This is a genomic window from Kaistia adipata DSM 17808 (genome assembly GCF_000423225.1).
GTDB lineage: Bacteria > Pseudomonadota > Alphaproteobacteria > Rhizobiales > Kaistiaceae > Kaistia > Kaistia adipata.
The window spans coordinates 534705-560036 of sequence record NZ_AUHO01000007.1; the positions used below are offsets into that span (position 1 = coordinate 534705).

Annotated in this window: 24 protein-coding genes; 19 read left to right on the forward strand and 5 right to left on the reverse strand. The window is 66.6% G+C overall.

Annotation, left to right across the window (positions count from 1 at the left end):
* Window positions 1–735: 735 nt before the first annotated feature.
* The 3 genes from G539_RS0107450 to G539_RS0107460 all read right to left on the reverse strand — a co-directional run bounded on the left by G539_RS0107450 (window position 736) and on the right by G539_RS0107460 (window position 4696).
* Entirely contained in the window at window positions 736–2370 is a 1635-nt protein-coding gene (locus G539_RS0107450) for an FGGY-family carbohydrate kinase (protein ID WP_029074631.1), read from the reverse strand.
* Window positions 2371–2391: 21 nt separating this feature from the next.
* Window positions 2392–3489, reverse strand: coding sequence for an alcohol dehydrogenase catalytic domain-containing protein (locus G539_RS0107455; RefSeq protein WP_029074632.1), 1098 nt, complete (start codon window positions 3487–3489; stop codon window positions 2392–2394).
* Between the two features lie 187 nt (window positions 3490–3676).
* Window positions 3677–4696: a LacI family DNA-binding transcriptional regulator gene (locus G539_RS0107460; RefSeq protein ID WP_029074633.1), complete on the reverse strand. Its 1020-nt coding sequence runs from the start codon at window positions 4694–4696 to the stop codon at window positions 3677–3679.
* Window positions 4697–5016: 320 nt separating this feature from the next.
* Here G539_RS0107460 and G539_RS0107465 point away from each other — a divergent pair, with 320 nt between their 5' ends.
* The 15 genes from G539_RS0107465 (at window position 5017) to G539_RS27010 (ending at window position 18767) form a co-directional block, all read left to right on the forward strand.
* The gene (locus G539_RS0107465) at window positions 5017–6105 is read left to right on the forward strand and encodes a Gfo/Idh/MocA family protein (RefSeq protein WP_029074634.1); all 1089 of its coding nucleotides are present in this window, start codon (window positions 5017–5019) and stop codon (window positions 6103–6105) included.
* Window positions 6106–6125: 20 nt separating this feature from the next.
* Window positions 6126–7040, forward strand: coding sequence for a sugar phosphate isomerase/epimerase family protein (locus G539_RS0107470; protein ID WP_029074635.1), 915 nt, complete (start codon window positions 6126–6128; stop codon window positions 7038–7040).
* Between the two features lie 91 nt (window positions 7041–7131).
* Window positions 7132–8310: an aldose 1-epimerase family protein gene (locus tag G539_RS0107475; RefSeq protein WP_029074636.1), complete on the forward strand. Its 1179-nt coding sequence runs from the start codon at window positions 7132–7134 to the stop codon at window positions 8308–8310.
* A 68-nt stretch (window positions 8311–8378) separates the two neighbouring features.
* Window positions 8379–9131 carry an SDR family NAD(P)-dependent oxidoreductase gene (locus tag G539_RS0107480; RefSeq protein ID WP_029074637.1) on the forward strand — a complete coding sequence of 251 codons (753 nt, stop codon included), beginning with the start codon at window positions 8379–8381 and terminating at the stop codon, window positions 9129–9131.
* A gap of 88 nt (window positions 9132–9219) precedes the next feature.
* Window positions 9220–10428, forward strand: a complete 1209-nt coding sequence (locus G539_RS0107485; RefSeq protein WP_029074638.1) for a CaiB/BaiF CoA transferase family protein — start codon at window positions 9220–9222, stop codon at window positions 10426–10428.
* Window positions 10425–11195, forward strand: a complete 771-nt coding sequence (locus G539_RS0107490; protein WP_029074639.1) for an enoyl-CoA hydratase/isomerase family protein — start codon at window positions 10425–10427, stop codon at window positions 11193–11195. The genes G539_RS0107485 and G539_RS0107490 overlap by 4 nt, the downstream gene beginning before the upstream one ends.
* A 3-nt stretch (window positions 11196–11198) precedes the next feature.
* Window positions 11199–12152, forward strand: coding sequence for an ABC transporter permease (locus tag G539_RS0107495; RefSeq protein WP_029074640.1), 954 nt, complete (start codon window positions 11199–11201; stop codon window positions 12150–12152).
* A 47-nt stretch (window positions 12153–12199) separates the two neighbouring features.
* On the forward strand, window positions 12200–13204 hold the full coding sequence (locus G539_RS0107500) for a sugar ABC transporter substrate-binding protein (protein WP_035830538.1): 1005 nt from the start codon (window positions 12200–12202) through the stop codon (window positions 13202–13204).
* Between the two features lie 83 nt (window positions 13205–13287).
* Window positions 13288–14778 carry a sugar ABC transporter ATP-binding protein gene (locus tag G539_RS0107505; RefSeq protein ID WP_035830539.1) on the forward strand — a complete coding sequence of 497 codons (1491 nt, stop codon included), beginning with the start codon at window positions 13288–13290 and terminating at the stop codon, window positions 14776–14778.
* A 142-nt stretch (window positions 14779–14920) separates the two neighbouring features.
* On the forward strand, window positions 14921–15859 hold the full coding sequence (locus G539_RS0107510; RefSeq protein WP_029074643.1) for a sensor domain-containing diguanylate cyclase: 939 nt from the start codon (window positions 14921–14923) through the stop codon (window positions 15857–15859).
* Between the two features lie 388 nt (window positions 15860–16247).
* The gene (locus tag G539_RS0107515; RefSeq protein WP_029074644.1) at window positions 16248–16754 is read left to right on the forward strand and encodes a hypothetical protein; all 507 of its coding nucleotides are present in this window, start codon (window positions 16248–16250) and stop codon (window positions 16752–16754) included.
* Between the two features lie 3 nt (window positions 16755–16757).
* The gene (locus tag G539_RS0107520) at window positions 16758–17990 is read left to right on the forward strand and encodes an HlyD family secretion protein (RefSeq protein ID WP_029074645.1); all 1233 of its coding nucleotides are present in this window, start codon (window positions 16758–16760) and stop codon (window positions 17988–17990) included.
* A 185-nt stretch (window positions 17991–18175) separates the two neighbouring features.
* Entirely contained in the window at window positions 18176–18364 is a 189-nt protein-coding gene (locus G539_RS0107525; protein ID WP_029074646.1) for a hypothetical protein, read from the forward strand.
* Window positions 18365–18388: 24 nt separating this feature from the next.
* Window positions 18389–18544, forward strand: a complete 156-nt coding sequence (locus tag G539_RS27005) for a hypothetical protein (protein ID WP_156911898.1) — start codon at window positions 18389–18391, stop codon at window positions 18542–18544.
* 85 nt (window positions 18545–18629) lie between these two features.
* On the forward strand, window positions 18630–18767 hold the full coding sequence (locus tag G539_RS27010; protein WP_156911899.1) for a hypothetical protein: 138 nt from the start codon (window positions 18630–18632) through the stop codon (window positions 18765–18767).
* A gap of 104 nt (window positions 18768–18871) precedes the next feature.
* Here the strand turns inward: G539_RS27010 and G539_RS0107540 are convergent, their stop codons facing one another.
* Window positions 18872–19906: a LacI family DNA-binding transcriptional regulator gene (locus G539_RS0107540; RefSeq protein ID WP_029074647.1), complete on the reverse strand. Its 1035-nt coding sequence runs from the start codon at window positions 19904–19906 to the stop codon at window positions 18872–18874.
* Between the two features lie 330 nt (window positions 19907–20236).
* Here G539_RS0107540 and G539_RS0107545 point away from each other — a divergent pair, with 330 nt between their 5' ends.
* The 4 genes from G539_RS0107545 (at window position 20237) to G539_RS0107560 (ending at window position 24258) form a co-directional block, all read left to right on the forward strand.
* The gene (locus tag G539_RS0107545) at window positions 20237–20968 is read left to right on the forward strand and encodes an SDR family oxidoreductase (RefSeq protein WP_029074648.1); all 732 of its coding nucleotides are present in this window, start codon (window positions 20237–20239) and stop codon (window positions 20966–20968) included.
* 424 nt (window positions 20969–21392) lie between these two features.
* On the forward strand, window positions 21393–22373 hold the full coding sequence (locus G539_RS0107550; protein ID WP_029074649.1) for an ABC transporter substrate-binding protein: 981 nt from the start codon (window positions 21393–21395) through the stop codon (window positions 22371–22373).
* Between the two features lie 71 nt (window positions 22374–22444).
* Window positions 22445–23479, forward strand: coding sequence for an ABC transporter permease subunit (locus G539_RS0107555; protein WP_029074650.1), 1035 nt, complete (start codon window positions 22445–22447; stop codon window positions 23477–23479).
* 2 nt (window positions 23480–23481) lie between these two features.
* The gene (locus G539_RS0107560) at window positions 23482–24258 is read left to right on the forward strand and encodes an ATP-binding cassette domain-containing protein (protein ID WP_029074651.1); all 777 of its coding nucleotides are present in this window, start codon (window positions 23482–23484) and stop codon (window positions 24256–24258) included.
* A gap of 19 nt (window positions 24259–24277) precedes the next feature.
* Here G539_RS0107560 and G539_RS0107565 read toward each other — a convergent pair whose 3' ends face one another.
* Window positions 24278–25168 carry a sugar-binding transcriptional regulator gene (locus tag G539_RS0107565; protein ID WP_029074652.1) on the reverse strand — a complete coding sequence of 297 codons (891 nt, stop codon included), beginning with the start codon at window positions 25166–25168 and terminating at the stop codon, window positions 24278–24280.
* Window positions 25169–25332 lie beyond the last annotated feature (164 nt).

Sequence of the window (25332 nt, forward strand, 5' to 3'; positions counted from 1 at the left end):
GTGGCCGCAGGAATACGGACAAAAGAAAACCGCCTCCCGCATGTGCAGGAGGCGGCTTCGGGATCACTGGACCACGCGGGCGCTGCCCGGCGCGAACGTCGCAGGCGGCCAGCGCTTACTTGCCGCCTGGCTGGCTGGTCGGCACCGCGGCGATGCGGTCGAGCTTCTCGCGCTTGGCGAGGGCGGGTGTCTCGTAGGTCTTCTTGGTCATTTCAGTACGCTGGTCGGTCGCCTTCGCGCAGCTTCCTGCGTCGAAGGCGACAATCTCGCGATCGCGTCTTAGCCAAAGTTCGACGTGGGCACCGCGGCGATGCGATCGAGCTTCTCGCGCTTGGCGAGCACAGGTGTCTCATAGGTCTTCTTGGTCATAAATGTCCCCCAACCCACGGAGCCGCCGCTTCAGTGCGGCCGGATGTGGTTCTCATTGCGATAGGATTTAGTGTTTGGCGAAGGTTGCTAGGCAAGCCGCCAAGCTAGCCCGGAGGCGGGCAGTTCGATCCCGCACAATCCGCGGCGATGCGGTCGAGCTTCTCGCGCTTGGCGAGGACGGGCGCCTCGTAGGTCTTCTTGGTCATGATATCCCCCAACGGATTGACGTAGCGTTCCCTCGTTCCCAGCTTCGCGGACGGGATGCAACTGCTTCCTGATTATTTGGAAGCAGTTCTGAAAAACCGTTGCGGGGATGCCGCACCCTCGCGGAACCGGCCGGGCCGCCGATTCCGCAGAGGGAGGGCGTCAGAGCACGGCGGCGAGTCGCTCCCGCGCCGCCCGGTCCTGGGCCTGGAGGGCCAGGAACAGCTCGTATTTGACGTCGTGGATCGCCGCCGTCCTGCCGCCGGCCGGCTTCTGCTCGGCGCTCAGGCGCGACATCCGGTCGATCGCCGCTCCGGCGTCCGGATAGGCGCCGGCGGCGAGCGCGCCGAGAATGGCGGCGCCGAGCAGCACGGGCTCGCCGGTTTCGGGGATCGCGATGGTCAGTCCCGTGGCGTCGGCCATGATCTGGCGGACCAGCGGGCTCTGCCCGGCGCCGCCCGAAACGACGATGGTGTCGAGCTCGGCGCCCTGTTCGGCCAGCGCCGCGACGATCTGGCGGGCGCCGTAGCCGAGGCCGCAGAGCCCGGCGAGATAGAGCCGGGCCAGGCTGTCGATGTCCTCGTCCATGTCGAGCCCGGCGATCACCGCGCGCGCGTCCGGATCGGCGTTGGGCGAGCGGTTGCCGAGGAATTCGGGCACGACCTGGATGGAAGCGGCGAGGCGGGCGAGCGCCTCCGGCGTGGCGGCGAGCGCGCCGACGCGCGCTTCCAGATAGGCGAGCAGCGACTTGCCCTCGGCCTTGGCTTTCGCCGTCGCCTCGGCATGGGCCGGGTGCAGCCTGACCAGATGGTCGATGGCGGCGCCGGCCGCCGACTGGCCGCCCTCGTTCAGCCAGAGGCCGGGCAGCATGGCAGAGAAATAGGGGCCCCAGACGCCGGGCACGAAGCGCGGCTCCACCGTCGTCGTCATGGCGCAGGCCGAGGTGCCGAAGATATAGGCCATCTGCCGCTTGGCGTCGGTCGTCCGGTTCGCCGTGTCGCGGGCGCCGATCGAGCCGACGCCGCCGGCATGCGCATCGATCAGCGCCGCGCCGACCGGGATGCCCGGCTTCAGGCCGAGTTCGTCGGCCGCCGCCTGCGTCAGCCCGCGGCCCAGCGGTGTGCCGGGATCGACGACATTGGTGCCGATGCGGGCGAAGCCCTCGTCGGCGAGGGCGCCGAGGCCGATCTGGCGGAAATAGCCCTCGTCCCAGCGCTTTTCATGCGCGAGATAGGTCCATTTGCAGGTGACGGTGCAGACCGAGCGGTCGAGGCTGCCGGTGGCGCGGTAGGTGAGCCAGTCGGAAAGATCGAAGAAGTGCTTCGCCGCGGCGAAGCTTTCGGGCAGGTTTTCCGAAAGCCAGAGCAGCTTCGGCGTTTCCATCTCGGGCGAGATGACGCCGCCGACATAGGCAAGCACCGGGTGTTTCGTCGCGTTGATCCGCCGCGTCTGCTCGGTGGCGCGATGGTCCATCCAGACGATGATGTTGCGGTTCGCGTCGCCGGAGCGGCTGACCGTGACGGGCTTGTCGTCGGCGTCGATCAGCACCAGCGAGCAGGTGGCGTCGAAGCCGATGCCGGCGACATCCGCCGGTGCGACCCTGGCGGTCGCCATCGCTTCCCGGACGGAGGCGGCAATCGCCTGCCAGATGTTCTCCGACGATTGTTCCACGACGTCGCCCGGCTCGTGCCAGAGCGTGATCTCGCGCTTGGCGGCCGCCTTCAGCACGCCGTCCGCGTCGAAGATGCCGGCGCGGGCGCTGCCCGTGCCGACATCGATGCCGATGTAGAAGCTCATATGGACTGTCCCGCTCCCGTCTCAGCCGGCGGCATCGGCGCCGTAGCCCGGCCGCAGCAGCACCTTGATCGAGTCGAGTCCATAGGCCTTGTCGATGGCCGTGGTCCAGTCCTTGAGGCCGTAGTGATGCGTGACGATGCCCTTCGAGGTGACGAGGCCGCGCTGCAGCAGGTCGATGGCGATCGGGTAGCAATAGGGGCCGAGATGGGCGCCGCGGATGTCGAGTTCCTTGCGGTCGCCGATGATCGACCAGTCGGCCGTCGTCTCGGCGCCGAAGACGGAGAACTCGACGAAGCGGCCGAGCTTGCGCACCATTTCCAGGCCCTGCGTCACGCCGGCCGGCACGCCGGTCGTCTCGATATAGACGTCGCAGCCATAGCCGTCGGTGAGGCCGCGCACGACCTCGATCGGGTCCTCCTCGCGCGGGTTGATCACCACGTCGGCGCCGAAGGATTTGGCCAGCGCCAGCCGTTCCGGAACGAGGTCGACGACGACCAGCTTCTTCGGCGTCTTCAGATGCGCGACCTGGGTCATGAACAGGCCGAGCGGGCCGGCGCCGGCGATCACCACCACGTCGTCGAGCTGGATGTCGCCGCGGTTGACGGTGTGGATCGCGCAGGAGAGCGGCTCGATGATCGCCGCGTCCTCGAGCGAGATTTCCTCCGGGATCTTGTGCAGGCGCGCCGTCTCGGGAATGCGCATGTATTCGGCCATGCCGCCATCGGCGACCTGACGCTGGAAGCCGAAGATGTTGTGCACCTCGCACATCCAGTACTGGCCGGAACGGCAGTAGCGGCACTTGTCGCAGGGCACGATCTGCTCGGCGATGACGCGGTCGCCGACCTCGACGCCGAAATGCTCCGCCGCCTCCTCGCCGATCTCCTCGACGCGGCCGAAGAATTCATGCCCCGGGATCACCGGCGGCTTCACATAGGGGTTCTGGCCACCCCAGAACATGGCGGCGCCCGACCAGCACTTGCAGTCGCTGGCGCAGATGCCGCAGGCGTCGATCTTCAGCACCAGCTCGCGCCGGCGCGGTTCCGGCTTGCCGACCGCCTCGACGCGATAGTCCTTCGGGCCGTGGCAGACGATCGCCGTCATGGAGCGAGATTGGTACATGGTGGCCTCCCAGGGCATTCCGGGGCGCTGGCGGCGCCGTATCGGTGGATCTGGCCGGCGAGGATAGGATCTGCCCGGCCGCCGCGCCAATGCTGAAACGCACCCGGACTGATACGGTTTTGACAGACGGGTGATAGAGCGAGGGCACCAGCGGGGAAGGACGCTGCCTCGAATTGGCGGAGCGCCCTCACACTTCCGGGATGTTTTCCTTGAAGATCGCCTGAAGCCGGGTCGCCGGGCCGGTCGGGTTCTCCTCGCCGCGCGCCGCGCGGGCGAGCCTATCGACCGCCTCGCGCGCCTCGACGCGCGGGTTCTGGTCGATCGCCGCGTCCATCACGCCGGAGATCAGGAAGCGGCGCGTGTGCTCGGTCAGCTCGTGGCCGATGAAGACGACGGATTTCTCCCGGCCCGCTTCCAGCAGCGCCCGCGAGATGCCGCGGTTTCCGGCGCCGATATTGTAGATGCCGGCGAGGTCGGGGTGGCGGGCGAGCAGGGCCACTGCCTCCTGGTAGGCGCGCTCGGTGTCGTCGCGGATCTCGCGCAATTCGACGATCGAGAGGCCGGGATAGTCCTCGCGCAGCATGTGGCGGAAGCCCATCTCGCGCTCCTCGTGGCCGCGATAGGAGAGCGAGCCGGCGAAGAGCGCCACCTTGCCGGTCTCCGCCTTCAGGAAGCGGCCGAGCAGGTAGCCGGCGAGGCGGCCGGCGGCGCGGTTGTCGATGCCGACATAGCCGACGCGCGGCACGTGGCTGATGTCCGAGACCAGCGTCATCACCGGCACGTCGGCGGCGGCAAGCGCGCGGATCGCCTCGCGCACCACCGGGTGGTCGAGGCCGATCAGCGCTACGCCCTGGCTCTCTCCACGCAAGGCCTCGAGCTTCTCCGCGAGCAGAACCGGCTCGAAGCCCTCGATCGAGTGGATGCGCAGATTGACGTCCGGCCGCGCCGCGGCGGTGTCCGCGAATCGGGCGGCGAGGTTGTTGATGAAGGTGTTGGTGCCGCCGGGCAGCACGATGTCGAGGTCGACGACATCGAGTGGCGGGTACGTCGCCTGCGCCGTCTCGGGCATATAGCCGAGGCTGGCGGCGGCGGCGAGCACCTGGACGCGGGTCCGCTCGCGGACGCCCTCGCGATTGTTGAGCACGCGGTCGACCGTCGCGGTCGAGACCCCTGCCTCCCTGGCGATATCAACAAGTGTCGTCCGCATTCCATGGGTCCGAGTCGTTCGGGGTCGAAGTGGCCGCACGCTATGCCGATCGGGCCGCCGGCCGGAAGGGGCGATGCGTCGCGGTGCACAGTGATGATGTAAAATGATGGATTTGAAGTCAAGTTCATCAGTTGACATCCAAACAAATCAATAACAATCATCTGGCCGTGGCGCCCGGCGAGGCGTCGAGCGCGTGTCGTCGCGGCTGCGGTTCTTCCGGGAGGAGGGGGCCGGTTGTCGCTGGCGACGGTCTGCCGGCTTCCGTTTGGCTAACGGGAGGTTAACGGCCGGCGCGCGCGAACAAGAACGAGGGAGGAACCATGGCCGACTCGAAGGGCTTCGCGCCCGATCCGGAAATCCGGGTCAACGATCTCAGGATCGGCGCCATCGGCGCCGGCATGATCATGGCCGAGTGCCATCTCGCCGCCTATCACGAGGCCGGGTTCCCGGTGGTGGCGATCGCCTCGCGCACCAAGGCGAACGCCGCCAAGGTTGCCGAGCGCTGGTCGATCCCGACCGTTCACGACACGCCCGAGGCGCTGATCGAGGATGCGAATGTCGAGATCCTCGACATCGCCTTCCCGCCGGACCAGCAGCCGGCGCTGATCCGCCACGCGCTGAAGCAGAAGCATATCAAGGGCATCCTGGCGCAGAAGCCGTTGGCGCTGACGCTCGACGAGGCGATCGCGCTGCGCGACGGGGCGAAGGCGGCCGGCAAGATCCTCTCCGTCAACCAGAACATGCGCTACGACCAGTCGATGCGCGTGCTGAAGCAGATCCTCGACCGCGGTGAGCTCGGCACGCCGGTCATCGCGACGATCGACATGCACGCGATCCCGCACTGGCAGGGCTTCCTCGAGGAATATGACCGGCTGACGCTCGCCAATATGAGCGTGCACCACCTCGACGTACTTCGCTTCCTGTTCGGCGAGGTCGACGAGATCTACACCGCCGCCCGCCCGGATCCGCGCACCCAGTTCGCGCACACAGACGGCATCACCGCCTCGACGATCAAGTTCCAGTCCGGCGTCTTCGCGGTGTCGCTGGAGGATGTCTGGTCCGGCCCGCGCGAGGAGGGCTTCGATTCGGACATCTACATCAAGTGGCGGGTCGAGGGCACGGAAGGCGTCGCCCAGGGCACGATCGGCTGGCCGACCGGCGCCGCCTCGACGCTCACCTACGCCTCGAAGCGCACGACCGGCGGCAAGTGGGTGACGCCGGAATGGGACACGATGTGGTTCCCGCACGCCTTCAAGGGCGTGATGGAGCAGCTGCAATACGCGGTGAAGACCGGCGCCGAGCCGGCCCTCACGGTCGCCGACAACGTCAGGACCGTGGCGCTGATCGAGGCCGGCTACCGCTCCATGGCCGAGGGCCGCGCCGTCAAGCTTTCCGAAATCGCCATCTGAAGTTCAGGGAGGAACTCATCATGATGCAGACCGGCATTTTCACCGGCTATTTCCCCTACGGGCTCGAGGAAACGGCGCAGAAGATCCGCGCGCTCGGCTTCAACACCGTGCAGCTTGACCTGCATTTCAAGGATATCGACCTCTCGGCCGGCCAGATCACCAAGGCCAAGGCGAAGCAGGTCAAGGATACGTTCCGCGACCACAATCTGCCAATCTGCTGCATCTCCGGCTACACCAACATCATCCATCCGGACAGGGAAGAGCGCGCCCGCCGCGTCGGCTACCTGAAGGAAATCATCCGCAACGCGCGCGATCTCGGCAGCCCCTATGTCATCTCCGAGACCGGCACCTACAACACCGAGTCCGACTGGGTCCACGATCCGAAGAACAAGACCGAGGAAGGCTTCGAGGAATGCCGCAAGGTGATCGCGGAGCTGTCGCAGGAAGCCTATGACCACGGCGCCGTCTTCCTGCTCGAGACCTATGTCAACAACGTCGTCGGCTCGGTCGAGGAGACGGTGAAGATGTTCGCGCAGGTCGACCATCCCGGCCTCGGCCTGCTGATGGACCCGACCAACTATTTCGAGACGCACAACATCGACCGGATGGACCAGATCCTGAACCAGGTCTTCGACACGCTTTCCGACAAGATCCGGATTGCGCATGCCAAGGATGTGAAGCGTTCGGGCGACGACAAGAGCGAGAAGCACGCCGACATCGGCGACAGCGACGCGCTCGAGAGCCACACCTTCCGCGGCGTCGGCGAGATCGAGCTGCCGGCGCCGGGCCTCGGTTCGCTCAACTACGACCTCTATCTGCAGCGCCTCTCGGAAAAGCATCCGAACATCCCGGTGATCATCGAGCATCTCTCCGAGGACGACGTGCCGCGCGCGAAGAAATTCCTCGACGGCAAGCTGCGCGCCAACGGCCTCTGAAGCCGGCGGAAAATCGCCTCTCCCCGCGCGGGGGAGGCTGGGCGCGGAGTCATCCGCGCCCCCAACCAGACAAGACAAGCAGGACACGACCATGGTGGAACTCTTCGGGCGGAGCTTTTCGCGGCGCGAGCTGGCGGAACATTCCGGAATGCTGTCGCAATTCGCCGGCGTCCGGCTGACGACGTTGGGCGACGGCGTCGAGCGCGGCATCCGCATGCTCGAGTTCCGCACCGGCACCGGCCTGCGCTTCACCGTGCTGGTCGACCGCGCGATGGATATCGCCGATCTCGACTATCAGGGCACCTCGATCGGCTGGCATTCGCCGGCCGGCTTCAAGAACGCCTTCCTGCACGAATATGAGGGCGAGGGCGGGCTGGCCTGGCTGCGATCGTTCTCGGGCCTGCTCGTCACCTGCGGCCTCGATCACGTGCTCTTCATGCACGAGGCCGCCGCCGACAGCTACGTCTACGGCCCGCGCGGCACGGTCAAGCATTCGCTGCATGGCCGCGTCGGCACCATCCCGGCGCGCCTGACCGGCTATGGCGAGACCTGGGACGGCGACGAGTGCACGCTCTGGGCGGAAGGCATCGTCCAGCAATCGGCCGTGTTCGGCGAGGATCTGCACCTGATCCGCCGCATCGAGGCCAAGGTCGGCTCGAACGAGATCAAGCTGATCGACCGCGTCGTCAATCACGGCTTCTACAAGACGCCGCACATGTACTGCTACCACATCAATCCGGCCGCGCCGCTGCTGGAAGAGGGCGCCCGCTATGTCGCACCGATCGAGGAAGTGGTCTGGGCGGCGCATGCCGGCGCCGACTACCGCAAGCAGGGCGTCGGCTACCGCACCATGCCGGCGCCGCAGCGGAACTTCCACGAGCAGGTCTGGCAGCACCAGATGAAGGCCGACGCGAAAGGTCTCGTGCCGGTGGCGCTGGTCAATGACCGCCTCGGTCTCGCCTTCGAGGTCGAGACGCGGCAGGACCAGTTCCCCTGCCAGTTCGAATGGCAGAACCTGCAGGCCGGCCAGTACGCGATCGGCCTGGAGCCCTCGACCAACCATGTGCTCGGGCACAAATATGCCGAGGAGCACAACGAGCTGATCTGGCTCGAGCATGGCGACGAGCGCCGCTACGACACGACCTTCCGCATTCATGCCGGCAAGGACGCGACGGCGGCGCTGGAGAAGCGCATCGCCGGTCTCGCGGCGCAGCCGACCGAGGAATACCCGACGCCGACCGGCAATCACCGGCCCATCACCGGCCGCTGACCCCGGCGCCCGCTTCGCCATCCCGGGCGATGTCCGGGGTGGCCCTCTTCCTGAGTTGGACCTAGCCCATGAGCATTGAGAACAAGACCATCCTCTACACGGGCGCGGCCGGCGGGCTCGGCCTGCCGGCGACGCTCGCGTTCCTGGAGGCCGGCGCGACGGTCGTCGCGATCGACAACGACCCGGCCAAGGGCGAGGCGCTGAAGCAGGCGGCTGCCAAGGCCGGCCTCGACAAGCTGGTGTTCAGGGCACTCGACCTCTCGGATCTCGCCGGCCTGCGCACGGCGCTCGAGGCGCTGTCGGCCGAGGTCGGCGGCTTCGACGTCGTCATCAACAACGCCGCGATCTACCCGTCGAAGCCGTTCGAGGACTACACGATCGAGGAGCACCAGGCGGTCCAGCGCGTCAATGTCGACGCCGGCATCGTCTGCGTCCAGGTGGCCTTGTCGTCGATGCGCGAAAAGGGCTTTGGCCGCATCATCAACATCGCCAGTGTCACGCTGTCCGGCGGCTGGGCCAACCTCTCGCCCTACATCCAGTCGAAGGGCGCGCTGGTCGGCCTGACCCGCGCCTGGGCGCGCGAGTTCGGCCAATACGGCATCACCGTCAACGCGATCTCTCCCGGCGCCTTCCCGACCGACGCGGAAAAGATCCATCCCGATCCCGAGGGCTACAACCGCTTCGTGCTCGACCGCCAGGCCGTCAAGCGCCGCGGCGAGGCCGCCGATATCGCCAACGCGCTGATCTTCTTTGCCTCCGACGCCTCCGGCTTCGTTACCGGCCAGACGCTCAACGTCGATGGCGGCTGGTGGATGACGTGACGCCTCGCTGCACCCTGCCTTGGCCGCATCGGCCGTCTGTTCTTTCGAATGGTCTCGCGACCATCCGGTCAAACAAGGAATCTGAATGATGGGCATTCTCTCCGGCTACCGCGTGCTGGATTGCTCGATCGCCATGGCCGGGCCGTTCGCCGCCCAGCGCCTCGGCGATCTCGGCGCCGATGTCGTCAAGGTCGAGCCGCTGAACGGCGAGTGGCAGCGCCATGTCGCCGCCGGCGGCGCCCGCGGCAACAAGGTCAACGTCTCGTTCCTGTCGCTGAACCGCAACAAGCGCTCGCTCGCCATCGACCTGAAGAATCCCGACGGCAAGGCGATGCTGCTCGAGCTGGTCAAGACGGCCGACGTCTTCCTGCAGAACTACCGCCCCGGCGTCGCGAAGCGGCTCGGCGTCGACTATGAGAGCCTGTCGAAGATCAATCCGAAGCTGATCTACGTCTCGATCTCCGGCTATGGCGAGGACGGCCCCTATCTGCACCGTCCCGGCCAGGATCTGGTGCTGCAGGGCATGTCGGGCGCAATGCTGTCGGCCGGCCGCGAAGGCGAGCCGCCGAATGCCGCCGGCCAGTATCTGGTCGACGCGATCACCGCCTATACGGCATTCGAGGGCGCGCTGGCCGCGCTGCTGCACCGCGAACGCACGGGCGAGGGCCAGCTGGTCCAGGTCAACATGCTCGATGCGATCACGACGATCCAGATGCAGGAGCTCTCGGTCTTCACCGTCGCCGGCAAGCCGCAGACCCGCTCGGCCGAGCCGCATGCGCATGTCTATATCCGCGCGCCCTACGGCGCCTTCGCGACGACCGACGGCTACATCATCGTCTCGTTCCCGAAGCTCGCGACGCTCGGTCAGGTGATCGACGAGCCAAGCTTCCTCACCATGGACGACGAGATCGACACCTGGGAGAAGCGCGACGAGATCTTCGCCAAGACGCGCGAGAAGCTCAAAACGAAGTCTTCCGCCGAATGGCTGGAACTGTTGCGGGCAGCCGATATCTGGTGCGGCCCGGTCTATGGCTATGCCGACCTCGTCGAGGACGAGCAGATCAAGCACAACGGCACCTTCGTCGAATACGACCATCCGACCGAAGGCCATGTGAAGACGCCGGGCTTCGCGATTCGGTTCTCGAAGACGCCTTCGAAGGTGGAGCGCGGCGCGCCGCTCGCCGGCGAGCATACCCGCGCTGTGCTGCGCGAGGCGGGCCTCGACGAAGTCGCGATCGACGAACTGGTCGCCAAGGGCGCGGTCATGGACGGCGCGGTGAGCGAGGCGGCGGAATGACCGACAACATCCTCTTCACCGTCGACGGCCACGTCGCCACCATCACGCTGAACCGGCCGCAGAAGCTGAACGCGGTCACGCCGGAAATGTCAAAGGCGATTGTCGCGGCCGTGCAGGAGTGCAACGACAGCGACACGATCCGCGTCGTCATCGTCACCGGTGCGGGCGAGCGCGCCTTCTGCGCCGGCTCCGACATTCGCGAGCTCGATACCTACGAGACGCCCTGGCAGTTCCGCAATCGCGCCGACTATTGCGACGCGATCCGCAAGCTGCTGAAGCCGACCATCGCGGCCGTCAACGGCTATGCCTTTGGCGGCGGGCTGGAGACGTCGATGAGCTGCGACATCCGCATCGCGTCGGAGAATGCGCAGTTCGCGGCGCCGGAAATCAAGCTCGGCTGGATCGGCGGCGGCGGCATGGCGACCTTCCTGGCGCACTCCGTCGGTCCGTCCAACGCCGCGCTGATGATCATGACCGGCGATCCGGTCCCGGCCGAGAAGGCGCTCGCCTGGGGACTGGTCTCCGAGGTGGTGCCGCAGGCCGAACTCCTCGGCCGCGCCCGCGCTATCGCCGAGGTGATCGCCAGCCGCGCGCCGATCGCCGCCGAGACCGCCAAGCTCAACCTGCACGCGGCTTTCACCATGCCGCAGGAGCAGGCGATCGACTACGAGCGCGACCTGCAGACGATCTGTTTCGCCACCGAGGACGCCGCCGAAGGCCGGGCCGCGTTCAAGGAAAAGCGCCAGCCCAACTTCAAGAGACGCTGATCCATGAATGCTGAATCCGTCGTCCGCTTCGTGCGGACGCGCCGCGAGGCGACCGTTCTCGCGATGCTCGTCCTCGTCTTCATCGGCCTGACCTTCGCCAGCGAGTTCTTCCTGACGGGGCGCAACCTGTCGAACGTCGCCCGCCAGATCTCGGTCGTCGGCATCGTCGCGCTCGGCCAGGCGCTGGTGATCATCGCCGGCGGCATCGACCTCTCCGTCGGCTCCGTCATCGGCCTGTCGGCCGTCACCGCGGCCATCGTCTCGGCGACGACCGGCATGCCGTCGCTCGGCATCGCAGGCGCCATCGGCATCGGCATGGCGATCGGTTTCGCCAACGGCGTGCTGATCACCAAGCTCCGGATCAACCCGTTCATCACGACGCTCGGCACCTTGTCGATCGCGCGCGGTGCGGCGTTGCTGATCACCAACGGCAATCCGCAGCGCTTCGACAATTGGGCGGCCTTCCTCGGCTATGGCAAGATCGGCGACATCCCCGTGCAGTTCATCCTGCTGGTGGTGTTGACGATTCTCGTCTGGCTGTTTGCCACCCGCACGCGCTGGGGCCGCAACGTCTACGCGGTCGGCGACAATGCCCGCGCCGCGCGCCTCGCCGGCATCGACGTGGCGAAGACCCGTATCCTCGTCTTCACCGTCTCCGGCAGCCTCGCCGGCCTCGGTGGCCTGCTGCTCGGCGGCATGCTGACCAATGCCAACCCCAATCTCGGCCTCGGCTACGAGCTCGACGTCATCGCCGCGGTCATCCTCGGCGGCGTCGCGCTCTCCGGTGGCCGGGGCTCGATCGGCGGCGTGGTCATCGGCGCGGCGCTGATCGGCCTGCTCCGCAACGCGTTCGTCCTGCTCAACGTCTCCGGCTACTGGCAGACCATCACCATCGGCCTCGTCGTCATCCTGGCCGTCGGCGCGGACAGCCTGAACCGGCGCAGCGAAGAAGATTGAGACGGCGACAAAGCCGTCTCCGTACTGAAAATCAACTGGAGGAAACCATGACTACATTCGATCGCCGCCGCTTCCTGATGCTCTCCGCCGCCGGCCTCGCTCTGCCGCTGATGCCGGGCCTCGCGCTCGCGGAAGAGGCGGCCCTCTCCGAAGGCGCCAAGGCCGTCGGCGGCACCATCGCCGCCCAAGGCCCGGCCCCGAAGCCGCTCCGCCTCGCCGTGATCTCGTTCCAGGGCTCTTCCTTCTGGGAAGCCGCCGACAAGGGTATCGCCGCCGCCACCGAGTATCTGAAGCCGCTCAACACCACCGTCGACTACATCCAGCTCGGCACGGGCCTGACCGCCGAGGTGATGGTTGCCGGCATTGATGGCGCGCTGACCAAGCAGTATGACGGCATCGCCGCCGTGCCGATCTTCGATGGCACCGTCGCCAAGGTGAACGAGGTGGTCGCCGAGGGCGTGCCGTTCGTCTCGTTCATCGCCGACTCGGCCGAGAAGTCGAACCGCAACGTCTCGATGGGCATGCTGGCCTATGACGCCGGCGCCAAGGCGGGCGAGTTCATGGCCAAGCAGCTCGGCGGTAAGGGCAAGATCGCCGTCATCACCGGCTATCTCGGCGCCGCCCAGCACGACGCCCGCATGAACGGCGCGCTCGACCTCTTGAAGAAGAACTACCCCGACATCACCATCGTCGGCCCGTTCGAGTGCAAGGACGACGACGCCACCGCCTATTCGCAGGCGACCGACGTCATGACCTCCAATCCCGACCTGCAGATCGTCTACGTCACGGCCGGTGGTTCCGAGGCGGCGGCCAAGGCGGTGCGTGACGCAAAGGCGACGGGCAAGGTCGGCGTCGTCGGCTATGACGACCTGCCGGAGAAGCAGCAGTACAAGGACGGCGGCGAGATCCTGGCGCTGATCGACCAGGCGCCCGGCCGCCAGGCCTTCGACAGCCTCGTCATGCTGCACAACATGCTCGGTTTCGGCGCGACCTATCCGGCCGAGATCGCCATCGATGCGCCGGTCGTGCTCGGCAAGGGCGCCAAGACCTAAGCCGCTTCCCCGCCTGAAGACCGCCCTCCGCCTATCCCCTCCGGGGTGGGCGGAGGGCGGCATGTTCCCGATCCGAGAGCTCCATGACCGACTGCCTTCTCTCCGCCCGCGGCATCGCGAAATCCTTCGACCAGAACCGCGTCCTGCACGGGGTCGATTTCGACATTTCCGCCGGCCAGGTCGTCGCGCTCCTGGGCGAGAACGGCGCCGGCAAGTCGACCTTCGTCAACATCCTGTCGGGCGCGCTGCCGCGCGACGGCGGCACCATCCGTTGGGGTGGCGAGGAAACCGTCTTCCGGGATACCCGGTCGGCGCTCGACGCCGGCATCATCCATATCCACCAGGAGCTGTCGCTGATCTCCTCGCTGTCGGTGATGGAGAACCTGTTCATCGGCGACTACATGACCGGCCGGTCCGGCCTGATCGACCGCAAGGCGCTCGCGGCCAGGGCGCGCGAGCTGCTCGCTCGCGTCGGCGCCGGCCATATCGATCCGCGCGTCGAGGCCGGTTCGCTCTCGACCGCCGAGCAGCAGATCGTCGAGATCGCCAAGGCGCTCGCCCGCAACGCCCGCCTGCTGATCCTCGACGAGCCGACCGCCTCGCTGACGCCGCACGAGGCCGAGGCGCTCTTCGCCATTGTCCGCGATCTCCGCGCGCATGGCGTCGCCATCATCTTCATCAGCCACCGCTTCGACGAGGTGTTCGCGATCTCGGACCGCGTCGTCGTGCTGCGCGACGGCCGCGTCGTCGGCGACCGCCCGGTGGCCGAGACGACGCGCGCCGGCATTATCGCCGACATGACCGGCCGCGCCTTCACCTTCGACGCGCTGGAGACGCCCGTCATCGCCGAGGACGCGCCGGTCCGGCTGAAGGCGGATGCGATCGCCGACAAGGGCCGTGTCGGCCCGGTCTCCTTCGCGCTGCGCAAGGGCGAGATCCTCGGCATCTTCGGCCTCGTCGGCGCCGGTCGAACCGAGCTGCTGGAGCTCCTGTGCGGCCTCCGGCCGCTCGCCGGCGGCACGATCACGCGGCCGGACGGCGTCGTGCCGCGCAGTTCGACGGAAGCCTGGCGGAGCGGCCTGGCGCTGCTCCCCGAGGGTCGCAAGACCAACGGCATCCTGCCGAGCCTGTCGCTCGCCGAGAACGTCGCCGTGGCCAAGCGCCAGAAGAGCGGCGGCGTGCTCGATCTCGGCGCGGAGAAATCGCTCTTCGCCCGCTTCCACGAGGCGCTCGGCATTGTCTGTTCCGGTCCCGGGCAGCCGATCCGCCGCCTGTCGGGCGGCAACCAGCAGAAGGTCATCTTCGCCCGCTGCCTCGCCTCCGAGCCGGACATCCTGTTCCTCGATGAGCCGACGCATGGCGTCGACGTCCGCACCAAGGCCGACATCTACAAGCAGATCCAGGATCTCGCGAAGAAGGGCATGAGCGTCGTCTTCGTGTCGTCCGAGCTGCCGGAGGTGCTGGCGCTCGCCTCGACCGTCATGGTGCTGTCGCGCGGTCGCCAGACGCTGCTCGCCGCCAACCGGGGGCTCACCGAAAACGACGTGCTGACGGCTGCCTTCGCCCAGGCCTGACGGGCGATTTCCGTCGCGGCGCGCGCGCTTATCACCGAACCGATATTGGATCGGACGCAGTGTTCGGCTAATCTGCGTCTCATCTGCTGAACCCGTCTTCGGGTTCGGCACGCGTTGGCATTGGAGTGATGGAGAAATCGGCGTGGACGACGTGGTCACCGCGAGACTCGCCGAGCTCTATGACGCGTCGGGTGTTCTGGTGGCGGTTTATGACGGCTTCGACCGCCTGCGCTACGCCAATCCTGCCTTCCGGCAGGCCTATTTCCTCGAGCCGGAGGAAACGCCGAGCTGGGCGGAGATCATGCGGCGCAATTTCGGCCTCGGGCGAGGCACGGTCCTGCGTACCGCCGATTTCGAGGCTTGGCTGAAATCGACCCTTTCACGTCGCGGCAAGACGGGGTTCCGCGCCTTCGAGACCGACCTTCATGACGGTCGCTGGCTCTGGATGACGGAGACCGTGCAGGCGAGCGGCTGGATGCTCTGCATCGCCAGCGACATCAGCCATATCCGCGCCGACGAGCGCGCGGTCCGCCAGGATCGCGACCTGGCGATCAAGGCCTCCTTCACGGACGATCTGACCGGCATCGCCAATCGTCGCTTCCTGACCGCTCGTATCGAGCAGATCCTCGCCGACCATCGGGCCGGCGCAGACCATGCCGGCTGCCTCGCGGTCATCGATCTCGACAATTTCAAGCTGGTCAATGATCGCTTCGGCCACCAGACCGGCGATCTCATCCTGCAGGATTTCGCCCAGCAGATTCAGGGGCGGCTGCGCCGCGCCGACTGCTTCGGCCGGATGGGCGGCGAGGAGTTCGCGCTGACCTTGCCGGACACGACGCTCGATCACGCCCGTCTGATCCTGGAGCGGATGCTTTCGGTCGTGCGCCTGTCGCGACCGCTCGTCGGCTGTCCCGATTTCTCCTACAGCTTCTCGGCCGGCGTCACGATCAGCCGGGCGGATGACAGCGTCAGCGAGTTCTACCGGCGCGCCGACGAGGCGCTCTACCGCGCCAAGGTCTCCGGCCGCAACCAGGTGCAGTCCTTCGTCGATGGTCAGGACCTGACGGCCGAGGCGCAATAGAGCCTCAGGCGGCAGCGGCGCTGTCGCGCTGCCAGTCCCATTCGCTCGAAAATGCACCGGATGCCGGCTTTTCCTGCCGCGGGCAGTCGCGACGTGGTGCTCAATCACACCGCCGGCTGTCGCTGCCGCAGCAGGTGATACGACGATGTTGGCCGCACCGTCCGCGCGGTGGCGACGGCATTACGTGGGCACTTTCCAAGCGCTGCAAAAGAAGTAACATCTGCCCTGAAGGCGTCGTACTCTTCAGCTGCGGAGGCAGGCTTTGGATTAGGACGGTTCGAATCCTTGCGGTGGGAGGAGAGGCAAAGTGCCCGCCGCCATGTTCGGCCGCCCACAGGCCGGCATCAGCAGCGTCACCCCGACTTCGACACTTGGGGGAGGGATATCGATGGACGAAAAACTTCATCCGGTTGCGATCGAGCACCTGCCGTTTTTCATCACAGCGCCGGGACAGACCGACGTTCTTTTCAACATCATGCTGGTCTTCATGCTGGCGGCCGTGCTGGTCGTCGGCAATCTGTACTTCCAGCTACATGCCTTCCCGGAGCGGATGGCGCATCGGACCAATGTGGTCCAGATGGAAATCGTCGCCGTCCTGGCGCTGATCTCGCTCTTCACCCACAACCACCTGTTCTGGATCGCCGGCCTGCTGCTGGCCCTGGTCCGCTTTCCGGATTTCTCCACGCCGATGGTGTCAATTGCCGACTCGCTGGAAAAGCTGGCCGGGCAGCGAGACGGAGCCGCGAGGCCGGTGCTGACGACCGGCGCGAGTGTCGATCCCGACGCGCTGGCCCCGCCGCCAGCGCCCGCTCCTGCGGCAGCCGGAGTGGCCGGTCCCGACCCCGGCGAACACCCGCCAACCTCGGCCCCCAAGGCCCCGGAAGAGGGGCACTGAGCCATGCTTGAACTGCTTCTCTGCTCGATGCTCACCATCGTTCCGGATTATCTCTTCCGCCGCTATGTCCAGGGCAAGCGGATCGGGCGCGAGATCACGCTCTATTCGGTCTGGTACGAGCTGCGCTGGGGCATCACCGCCTGCCTCGTGCTGACGGTTTCGCTGATTACGCTGATCTTCTACTTCCATCCCTCGACCAAAAACGTCACGGCCGTCTTCCGCACCATCTCGATCCTGCCGGAAAAGGGCGGACGCGTGGACAAGGTGTTCGTCGGCATCAACGAGCAAGTCGTGGCCGGCCAGCCGCTGTTCCAGCTCGACAGCTCCGAACAGCAAGCGGCGCTGGAGGCGGCCAAGCGGCGAATCGCCGAAATCGACGCCGAAGCGGTTGTCTCGCAGACCGAGCTCGTGTCCGCCGAGGGCACGATCAAGGCGGCCGAGGGCTCCTACCTGCAGGCGCTCAACGAACTGGAGACCAAGCAGGAACTGATGCGTCGCAACGCCAACGTCGTTGCCCCGCGCGAGATCGAACGCCTGCAGGTCGCCGCAGACGGGCGCAAGGGCGCGCTCGACGCCGCGATCGCCGCCAAGCAGACGTTGCAGACCACGATCTCGACCCTGCTGCCCGCCCAAAGGGCCAGCACCGAGGCAGCGCTCGCCCAGGCGCAGGTCGACCTTGACAAGACAATGGTGCGTGCCGGCGTGGACGGATTGCTGCAGCAGTTCACGTTGCGGCCAGGCGATGTCGTCAACCCCATGCTGCGGCCGGCAGGCATCCTCGTGCCGGCGGAAGCCGGGCGTGGCGCCCTCATCGCCGGTTTTGGCCAGATCGAGACGCAGGTGCTGAAGGTTGGCATGATCGCCGAGGCCACCTGCATTGGCAAACCCTTCACCATCCTACCGATGGTGGTAACGCAGGTGCAGGACGTCATCGCCACCGGCCAGTTCCGGTCGACGGATCTGCTGCTCGATGTGCAGAAGCTCGGCCAGCCCGGCTCGATCACCGTGTATCTCGAACCGCTCTTCGTCGGCGAGCTGGACGGCGTCCCCCCCGGCGGCAGCTGCATCGCCAATGCCTACACCAACAACCACGATGCCCTGGCCGACAAGAACATCAGTACGCTCAACTGGGTGTTCCTACACGTCGTCGACACGGTCGGCATGGTGCACGCCATGATCCTGCGCATGCAGGCGATCCTGCTGCCGGTACAAACGCTGGTCTTCGGCGGACACTGACCGCCGTCGAAACGACAAACGGCTTTTGGGGCGGCAAGTCATGGTCGGAGATCGCCACGACCTCACGCGGGTGACGCTGGCAGTGCTGTTTATCGGCAGCATCCTCGTTACCAGCATCTGGCGATTCTGCTTTCCTGCCGGCCATCGTCTGCGCAGCGACGCTCGTCATCGCTACCTGGCCGCTGATGCTGTGGGACCAGCGCCGCACCGGCGGCCGCCACAGCATCGGGGCGGTAATCAAGACACTGATCCTGGTCCCGATCCTGCTCTTGCCTTTCTGGCTGGCCGTCAGCGCTGTCGCCTCGAACACGGACGAGATCGGCGACATGATCCGCACCGTGCCGTCGCTGCGCCTGCCGGCGCCGCCGGCCTAGCTCGTCGACCTGTCGCGGGTCGGCGTGTGCGCCACCGAGATCTGGGCCAAGCTGTCGCCGGACCGGCTGGAGGCGTTGGCGGCTAAGCTCGCGCCCTATAGCGGCGCCATCACGCAGTGGGTGGCGTCGATGGCCGCCAGCCTCGGCTCGACGTTCCTGCATTCCTGCCGACGACACTGATCGCGGCCGTCATGTATACGGGTGGAGGGAAGGCCGCCGCGCAGATCATTCGCTTCGGCCGCCGCCTCGGCGGCGATCGCGGCGAATGGCGGTGCGGCTGGCCACGGAGGCGATCCGAAGCGTCGCGCTCGGCGTCATCGCTTTTGGCATGATTGGTATCTTCTTCCGGCCTACGGTGCTTGGTGTGGTCTACGCTCCTGAATGCGTGGATGGTGGAGGCTGAATGAGAGCCGGCCAATGCACCCTCCGGATCCGTTGTTCTGGGCGGTCCAACATACGTCCTTGATGGGGACTTCTTGCGGACAGATCGCTCTTGAGCTGAATGATTCAGGCAGAGGCCCGCATGACGAGCTTGCCTTCGAGGCGCACCTGCTCGGGCTTCCGGGCGTCGTCGCCATCCTCGCGCTCGACGCGATCGAGCAGGATGGTGACGGACGCCTCGGCCAGGCGTTCGAAATCCTGCGCCACCGTGGTCAGCGGTGGGCAGCCATAGCGGCTGTGTGGCTGGTCGTCATGGCCGGCGATGCGGATGTCCGATCCAGGCTCCCGGCCGATCCTGAGGCCATGCTGATAGGCGGCCGCCATCACGCCGACCGCGCAGCGGTCGTTGGCGCAGAGGATCGTGCGGGTCGGGAACCCGGGCCCTTCGAGAATCCGCCGCGCCCCTTCGAAGGCGATGTCCTCGAAGCGCCAGTCGTTGTGCGGCGTGACGTTGACCACCTCCGGCACGAGGCCGAGGCGTTCCATCGTCATCACATAGGCGCGCTTGCGCTCGGACGCATTGTGGTTGACGGCCGGCATGTCGAAATAGGTCGGCGGCTCGCCGCTGCGGCAGAGATATTCGGTGATCAGCGGCACGCTCTGGAAATTGTCCGTGCCGACGAAGGGTGTCTCCTCGTCGAGGCTCGAATCGAGAAACACCATGGGGATGCGCGCCCCGAGGCTGCGCATCAGCGCCTTGTCGGAATGCACGCCGAGCGGCGCGACGATCGCGCCGGCGATCTTCAGCGACAGCAGCGTCTCGACCGAACGCGCCTCGAGCTGCGCGTCGCCGCGCGACGACAGCACGATCGTCAGATAGCCGCTCTCGACGCAACGGTTCTCGATGCGCCGCACCAGTTCCGAGAAGAAGGTGTCGGCCGTGTCCGGCACGATGACGCCGATGATCTTCGGGCGCTTCTTGTTGAGGTTCACCGCGAACAGGTTGGGCCGGTACTCGTATTGCGCCAGCGCTTTCTCGATCTGGGCGCGCGTCGACTTGCGGACGCTGTCGGGGTCGTTGAAATATTTGGAGACGGTCGGCCGCGAGATGCCGCTCAGCGCCGAGAACTCCGCCATGTTCTTGATCGTGCGGTCCGTCATTCTGCTCTTTCAGGTCCTTTGCGGCCCGGGGGAGGCGCCGCACGGTTCGTCGCAGAGTCGTCCTGTCGCGGTCGGATCGTGTTCTTGCGGATGCGCGCGCCCGGGGGCAAGCCCCGATTTCATCAAGGCTAGCACGCTTCTTTACGCGTGAAAAATTATAAGTTGACGCGATGCGAGGCGGTGCTAGCCTTGCCGGTGGGAGAGCCAGACGTCCGGAGGAGTGCGCGCGCCGACGCGCAGCGGATCGTCAGGCAAGACGTTCATGACGGCGCCACATGGAACCCGGGGACACTTCCGGGCTGTCGGGGTCGAGGGCCGGGGAGGGTCTGCATGAGTCGTGATCTCAAGGGCAAGGTGGCGCTGGTGACCGGCGCCAGCTCCGGCATTGGTCGCGCCCTGGCGCGCATGCTGGCGGCGGAAGGCGCGAAGCTGGCGCTGGTCGGCCGTTCGGCCGAGCGCCTCGAGGCCGTGCGCGCTGAATTTCCGGATACCGAGGCGCTGGTCATCGCGGCCGATTTGACGAAGCCGGCCGAGGTCGAGCGGAGTGTCGCCGAAACGCTGGCGCGGTTTGGCCAGGTCGACATCCTGCTCGCCAATGCAGGCCTCTATCTGCCCGGCGATCTGGTCGAGACCGATCCTGACGATTTCGACACGGTGATCCGCGTCAACGTCAACGCCGTGTTCCGCGCCGTGCGGGCGGTCCTGCCCGGTATGATCGAACGCGGCAGCGGGGAGATCATCGTCACGAGCTCCATCGCTGGCCATCAGGCGCTGCATTGGGAGCCGGTCTACAGCGCCACCAAGCACGCCGTTCAGGCCTTCGTGCATGGCGTGCGCCGGCAGGCGGCGCCGCATGGCATCCGGGTCGGCGCGATCGCGCCCGGCGTCGTGCTGAACGAACTCTGGGGCTATTCCGATCCGGCCGCGATCGCCGCGAAGGCCGCGGCGCGGGAGGGACTGCTGTCGGAGGATGTCGCCGATGCGGTGCTGTTCATGCTGACCCGTCCGGCCAATGTCACCATCCGCGATCTCGTGATCCTGCCGCAGAACCAGGACATCTGATCGGTTTGTTCAGTCCATGCCGTAGAGGTGCGATAGCAAACTTGACTTGCGTAAAATATCGCATTGACCTGGGTGGGGTGCCCATCTAGGCTTCGGTCAATAAGAATGAAGGGGAGGGCTTGGCCCGGCAGGGTCGTTAGCCAGATGATCTGAATAGAGGGAGTCGTTGCCGGTAATGTCGGCAATGATCGATGGTCTATTTCCGGATCAATAGTCGACTTGCTGACGATATTGCTTGTCCGGTACTCGGCCTCATCACGATGTGAATTCCGGCGCGGATGACGCGCCGGCACCGGATCACGGTCACGGCGGCTGCTCGAGTCCGCCGGGATCGAGAGCATCCGTCAGGGCGGCCCCGGAGAAGGGCTGCGACGGGTGAACGTCGTTGCCAGGCAACACTTCCAAAGCAGAACGAGGGAACGCCATGAAGAACATCGTCAAGGTACTGGCGGCATTGGCCGTCGGAGCGACCGTCATGACCGGCGCCGTGGCGCAGGCTCAGGACAAGAAGCCCACCATCGCGCTGATCCCCGGGATCACGACGGACGGCTTCTACATCACCATGCGCAAGGGCGCCGAGGCGGCCGCCCAGGCCGTCGGCGCCGAGCTCGTCTTCCAGGGCGCGCCCGAGTTCAACTCGGTCCTGCAGGTGCCGGTTCTGGACGCCATCATCGCCCGCAAGCCGGACGCGATCCTGATCGCCCCGACCGACAAGGTGCAGCTGGTCGAGCCGCTGAAGAAGGCTCACGCAGCCGGTATCCCGGTCATCACCGTCGACACCTTCATCGGCACCGGCAACTACCAGACCGGCGCCGGCGACGCAGACTTCCCGCTCTCCTACATCGCTTCCGACAACGTTCTCGGCGGCCGCATCGCGGCGCGCGCGCTGGCCAAGTCGATCGGCGAGAAGGGCAAGGTCTATGTCTCGAACGTCAAGCCGGGCGTCTCGACAACCGACCAGCGTGAGGAAGGCTTCAAGGCCGAGATGGCCAACTACCCGAACATCGAGGTTCTCGAGACCCAGTTCAACGACAACGACTCGAACAAGGCCGCTTCCCAGCTGCAGGCCGTCTTCGCCCGCAACCCGGATCTCGCCGGCCTCTTCGGCGCCAACCTGTTCTCGGCCATCGGTGCCGCCAATGGCGTGCAGCAGGCCGGCCAGAGCGGCAAGGTCAAGGTCGTCGCCTTCGACGCACCGCCCACGATCGTCGATAACATCAAGACCGGCCTGATCGATATCGCGATTGCCCAGCATCCGGCCGAAATCGGCTATTTCGGCCTCATCTCGGCCTTTGCCCATCTGAACGGCCAGTCGATCCCGGTGGCGATCGGCACCGGCTTCACCGTCATGGACAAGGACAACATCGACAAGCCCGAGATCGCGCAGTTCATCTACAAGGATTGAGCCGCCGGCGCCGTCGGGCCAGCGGTCCGGCGGCGTCTCCCTTCAGTTCGATACCTGCTACGGAGTGGCGCATGTCCGCCCATACGTCTACGGAATCGCGCGCGGACCCCACCCAGTCCCGGTCACGTCAGCTGATCGTTCGCATTGCGGCCCTGCGCGCCTGGCTGTTCCTCGCCCTGCTCTTGATCTTCTTCGAGACCTGGTCGCGCATAAGCTACGGTCAGACCTTCCTGTTCTCGGCCTACAACGCCCAGTCGATCGCGATCTTCGCCGTCGCGCCGCTGCTGCTGGCACTCGGATCGACCTTCGTCATCATATCCGGTGGCATCGACCTCTCGGTCGGCTTCATCATGGGCCTTGCCGCGGTCATCGCGGCGCACGCCACCAATCTCGCCGGCCATTCGCTGCCGCCCTTCGCGGCGATGCTGGTCGGCATCCTGGCCGGCCTCGTGGTCGCGCTCGGGCCGGGTTACGTCAACGGCTTCCTGATCTCGAAGCTGAAGGTTCCGCCCTTCATCGGCACGCTCGGCATGTTCGGCGTGGCGCGCGGCGTCGCCTTCCTGCTCGCCGGCGGTACCACCGTCCCGGTCGCCAATGCCTGGTTCGCCTCGCTCGGCAATGGCCGCCTGTTCGGCGTGCCTGTTGTCGTGATCATCACCGTGCTCTTCGTCCTGCTGATGCACTACCTGCTGTCGCAGACGCGGTTTGGCCAGCACACCTACGCCATCGGCGCCAACGAACAGGCGGCGATCCGCTCCGGCATCAACGTGCCGCGCCATATCCGCCGGCTCTATCTGCTCTCGGCCTTCTGCGCCGGCCTCGGCGGCGTCCTCTACGCCGCGCGCTTCACGGCAGGCGCGGCGCAGGCGGGCGAGCCGCTGCTGCTCGATTCGATCGCCGCGGTGGTGATCGGCGGCGCCAGCCTGTTCGGCGGTTCCGGCACCATCCTGGGCACGGTCGCCGGCGCGCTGGTCATCGCCGTCATCCAGTACGGGCTCGTCTTCATCAATGTCGAGCCGTTCTGGCAGTTCGTCGCCGTCGGCGTCGTCATCATCATCTCGGTGCTGGTCGACCAGACGCAGCGCAAGCTCGGTGGGGATCGCTAGTGATGTCCGTGCAAGCTCAGACGCAATCCCAGCCGCACGCCGCCGAGCCGATCCTCGACGTCCGCTCCGTCTCCAAGCGCTTCGGCGGCGTCGAGGCCCTGAAGGGCGTGTCGATGTCGCTCTATCCGGGCGAGGTCGTGGCGCTTGCCGGCGACAACGGCGCCGGCAAGTCGACCCTGATCAAGACGATCTCGGGCGTGCATGGCCCGGACGGCGGCGAGATCCGCTTCGCCGGCGAGACCGTGCATTTCGCAACGCCGGAGGCGGCGCGGGCGCATGGCATCGAGACGATCTACCAGGACCTCGCGCTTGCCGATAATCTGTCGATCGGCGCCAACATCTTCCTCGGCCGCGAGCCGATGAAGCGCGTCCTCGGCTTCATCCCCGTGCTCGACCGCCCGGCGATGGCGAAGGCGGCGAAGGAGACGATGGCGCGGCTCGATTTCCACGTGAACCGGCTCGACGCGCCGGTCGGCCGCTTCTCCGGCGGCCAGCGCCAGGCCGTCGCGATCGGCCGGGCGATCTACTGGAACGCCCGCGTCCTGATCATGGACGAGCCGACGGCGGCGCTCGGCGTGCCCGAGCAGCGCAAGGTCGTCTCGCTGATCCAGAACCTGAAGGCGCAGGGGCGTGCGATCATCTTCATCTCGCACAACCTCCAGGACATCTTCGCCGTCGCCGACCGCATCGTCGTGCTACGGCGCGGCGCGCTGGCCGGCGAACGCAAGATCGCCGAGACCAACCATGACGAGATCGTCAAGCTCATGGTCGGTGGTTGATGCAGCTTCTGGAGGGTGCCTAGGCGCCCTCCAGCACCGCCTGCGCGGTGCGCACGTCGGTGACGAGCGCATTGACGAGGCCGGCGCGGATGGCGCCCCGGATGGCGGGGACCTTGCGCGTCGAAACGGCGACGCCGATGACGAGCGGCGTCGCGCGCAGCTGTTCCGGCGTGACGGCGATCAGCCGGCTTTCCCCTTCCCAGGGAACCAGCGCGCCCTCGACGTCGAAATAGTGCCGCACAACGTCGCCGGCGGCATGCGCCAGCGCCTGCTCGTGCGGCGTCGCCGACGAGGCGCCTTCGGCGGTGTGGGTGAGGCCGATGCCGACGAGGGCCGCGTCGAGCCGTTCCCAGAGCGCGACGTTCTCGTGGATGATCGGATCGCTCAGGAAGGCGTCGCGGGATTCCGGCGAGGGCAGGTAGGGCGCGTGGATGAAGCGCGGCGTGCCCCTGAGCTGCTCGGCGGCGAGGCGGACGAATTCGTTGATCTGGAAATGCGGCGCCGATTGCTGCATGCCGCCGGTCGCCGGGACCGTGATGACGCCCTCGATTTCCGGCAGGCCGGCCTCGATCACGGCGCGCACGGCCCGACCCCAGCCGATCGCCAGCACGCTGTCGCGCCGAAGCCCGGCCTCGCGCAGCATCTGGCCGACCGGGCCGGCGAGCGCGGCGAGGAGATTGGCCTCGGGCGCCTCGACCACGGCCGCATGCTTCAGGCCGAGCTTTTGCACCAGGCGCTGGTTCAGTTCCTCCGGCGTCTCGATGTCGGGGATCTCGATCCGGACGATGCCTTCCTCGCGCGCCCGGCGCAGCAGGCGCGAGATCGTCGGCGCCGAGACGTTCAGCCGGCGCGCGATCTCGACCTGCGAGAGGTCCGCCTCGTAGTGCAGCTTGGCGACCGTGTGCAGCATCGCGCGGCTCGCCGAGGCGTCCGGCGATGACGAAGGGACCGGCTTGGAGGACAGCTTGAAATTCCTTTCTGAAAGATGTTACATGCATATACGCATCAGCCTGAGGGAGCCACCGGAAACGCGCAGCTCCGCCGTACTCTCTCCGTGAATAATCCATTCCGGGA

What these genes read in the sequence shown, in the direction of transcription:
- G539_RS0107545 (WP_029074648.1), top strand. Translation starts at nt 20,237, where the DNA reads ATGAGTCGTGATCTCAAGGGCAAGGTGGCGCTGGTGACCGGCGCCAGC.
- G539_RS0107465 (WP_029074634.1), top strand. Translation starts at nt 5,017, where the DNA reads ATGGCCGACTCGAAGGGCTTCGCGCCCGATCCGGAAATCCGGGTCAAC.
- G539_RS0107560 (WP_029074651.1), top strand. Translation starts at nt 23,482, where the DNA reads ATGTCCGTGCAAGCTCAGACGCAATCCCAGCCGCACGCCGCCGAGCCG.
- G539_RS0107565 (WP_029074652.1), bottom strand. Translation starts at nt 25,168, where the DNA reads ATGCTGCACACGGTCGCCAAGCTGCACTACGAGGCGGACCTCTCGCAG.
- G539_RS0107495 (WP_029074640.1), top strand. Translation starts at nt 11,199, where the DNA reads ATGAATGCTGAATCCGTCGTCCGCTTCGTGCGGACGCGCCGCGAGGCG.
- G539_RS0107500 (WP_035830538.1), top strand. Translation starts at nt 12,200, where the DNA reads ATGACTACATTCGATCGCCGCCGCTTCCTGATGCTCTCCGCCGCCGGC.
- G539_RS0107450 (WP_029074631.1), bottom strand. Translation starts at nt 2,370, where the DNA reads ATGAGCTTCTACATCGGCATCGATGTCGGCACGGGCAGCGCCCGCGCC.
- G539_RS0107485 (WP_029074638.1), top strand. Translation starts at nt 9,220, where the DNA reads ATGGGCATTCTCTCCGGCTACCGCGTGCTGGATTGCTCGATCGCCATG.
- G539_RS0107505 (WP_035830539.1), top strand. Translation starts at nt 13,288, where the DNA reads ATGACCGACTGCCTTCTCTCCGCCCGCGGCATCGCGAAATCCTTCGAC.
- G539_RS0107540 (WP_029074647.1), bottom strand. Translation starts at nt 19,906, where the DNA reads ATGACGGACCGCACGATCAAGAACATGGCGGAGTTCTCGGCGCTGAGC.
- G539_RS0107520 (WP_029074645.1), top strand. Translation starts at nt 16,758, where the DNA reads ATGCTTGAACTGCTTCTCTGCTCGATGCTCACCATCGTTCCGGATTAT.
- G539_RS0107460 (WP_029074633.1), bottom strand. Translation starts at nt 4,696, where the DNA reads ATGCGGACGACACTTGTTGATATCGCCAGGGAGGCAGGGGTCTCGACC.
- G539_RS0107555 (WP_029074650.1), top strand. Translation starts at nt 22,445, where the DNA reads ATGTCCGCCCATACGTCTACGGAATCGCGCGCGGACCCCACCCAGTCC.
- G539_RS0107455 (WP_029074632.1), bottom strand. Translation starts at nt 3,489, where the DNA reads ATGTACCAATCTCGCTCCATGACGGCGATCGTCTGCCACGGCCCGAAG.
- G539_RS0107490 (WP_029074639.1), top strand. Translation starts at nt 10,425, where the DNA reads ATGACCGACAACATCCTCTTCACCGTCGACGGCCACGTCGCCACCATC.
- G539_RS0107480 (WP_029074637.1), top strand. Translation starts at nt 8,379, where the DNA reads ATGAGCATTGAGAACAAGACCATCCTCTACACGGGCGCGGCCGGCGGG.
- G539_RS0107470 (WP_029074635.1), top strand. Translation starts at nt 6,126, where the DNA reads ATGATGCAGACCGGCATTTTCACCGGCTATTTCCCCTACGGGCTCGAG.
- G539_RS0107515 (WP_029074644.1), top strand. Translation starts at nt 16,248, where the DNA reads ATGGACGAAAAACTTCATCCGGTTGCGATCGAGCACCTGCCGTTTTTC.
- G539_RS0107475 (WP_029074636.1), top strand. Translation starts at nt 7,132, where the DNA reads ATGGTGGAACTCTTCGGGCGGAGCTTTTCGCGGCGCGAGCTGGCGGAA.
- G539_RS0107525 (WP_029074646.1), top strand. Translation starts at nt 18,176, where the DNA reads ATGCTGTGGGACCAGCGCCGCACCGGCGGCCGCCACAGCATCGGGGCG.
- G539_RS0107550 (WP_029074649.1), top strand. Translation starts at nt 21,393, where the DNA reads ATGAAGAACATCGTCAAGGTACTGGCGGCATTGGCCGTCGGAGCGACC.
- G539_RS27010 (WP_156911899.1), top strand. Translation starts at nt 18,630, where the DNA reads ATGGCGGTGCGGCTGGCCACGGAGGCGATCCGAAGCGTCGCGCTCGGC.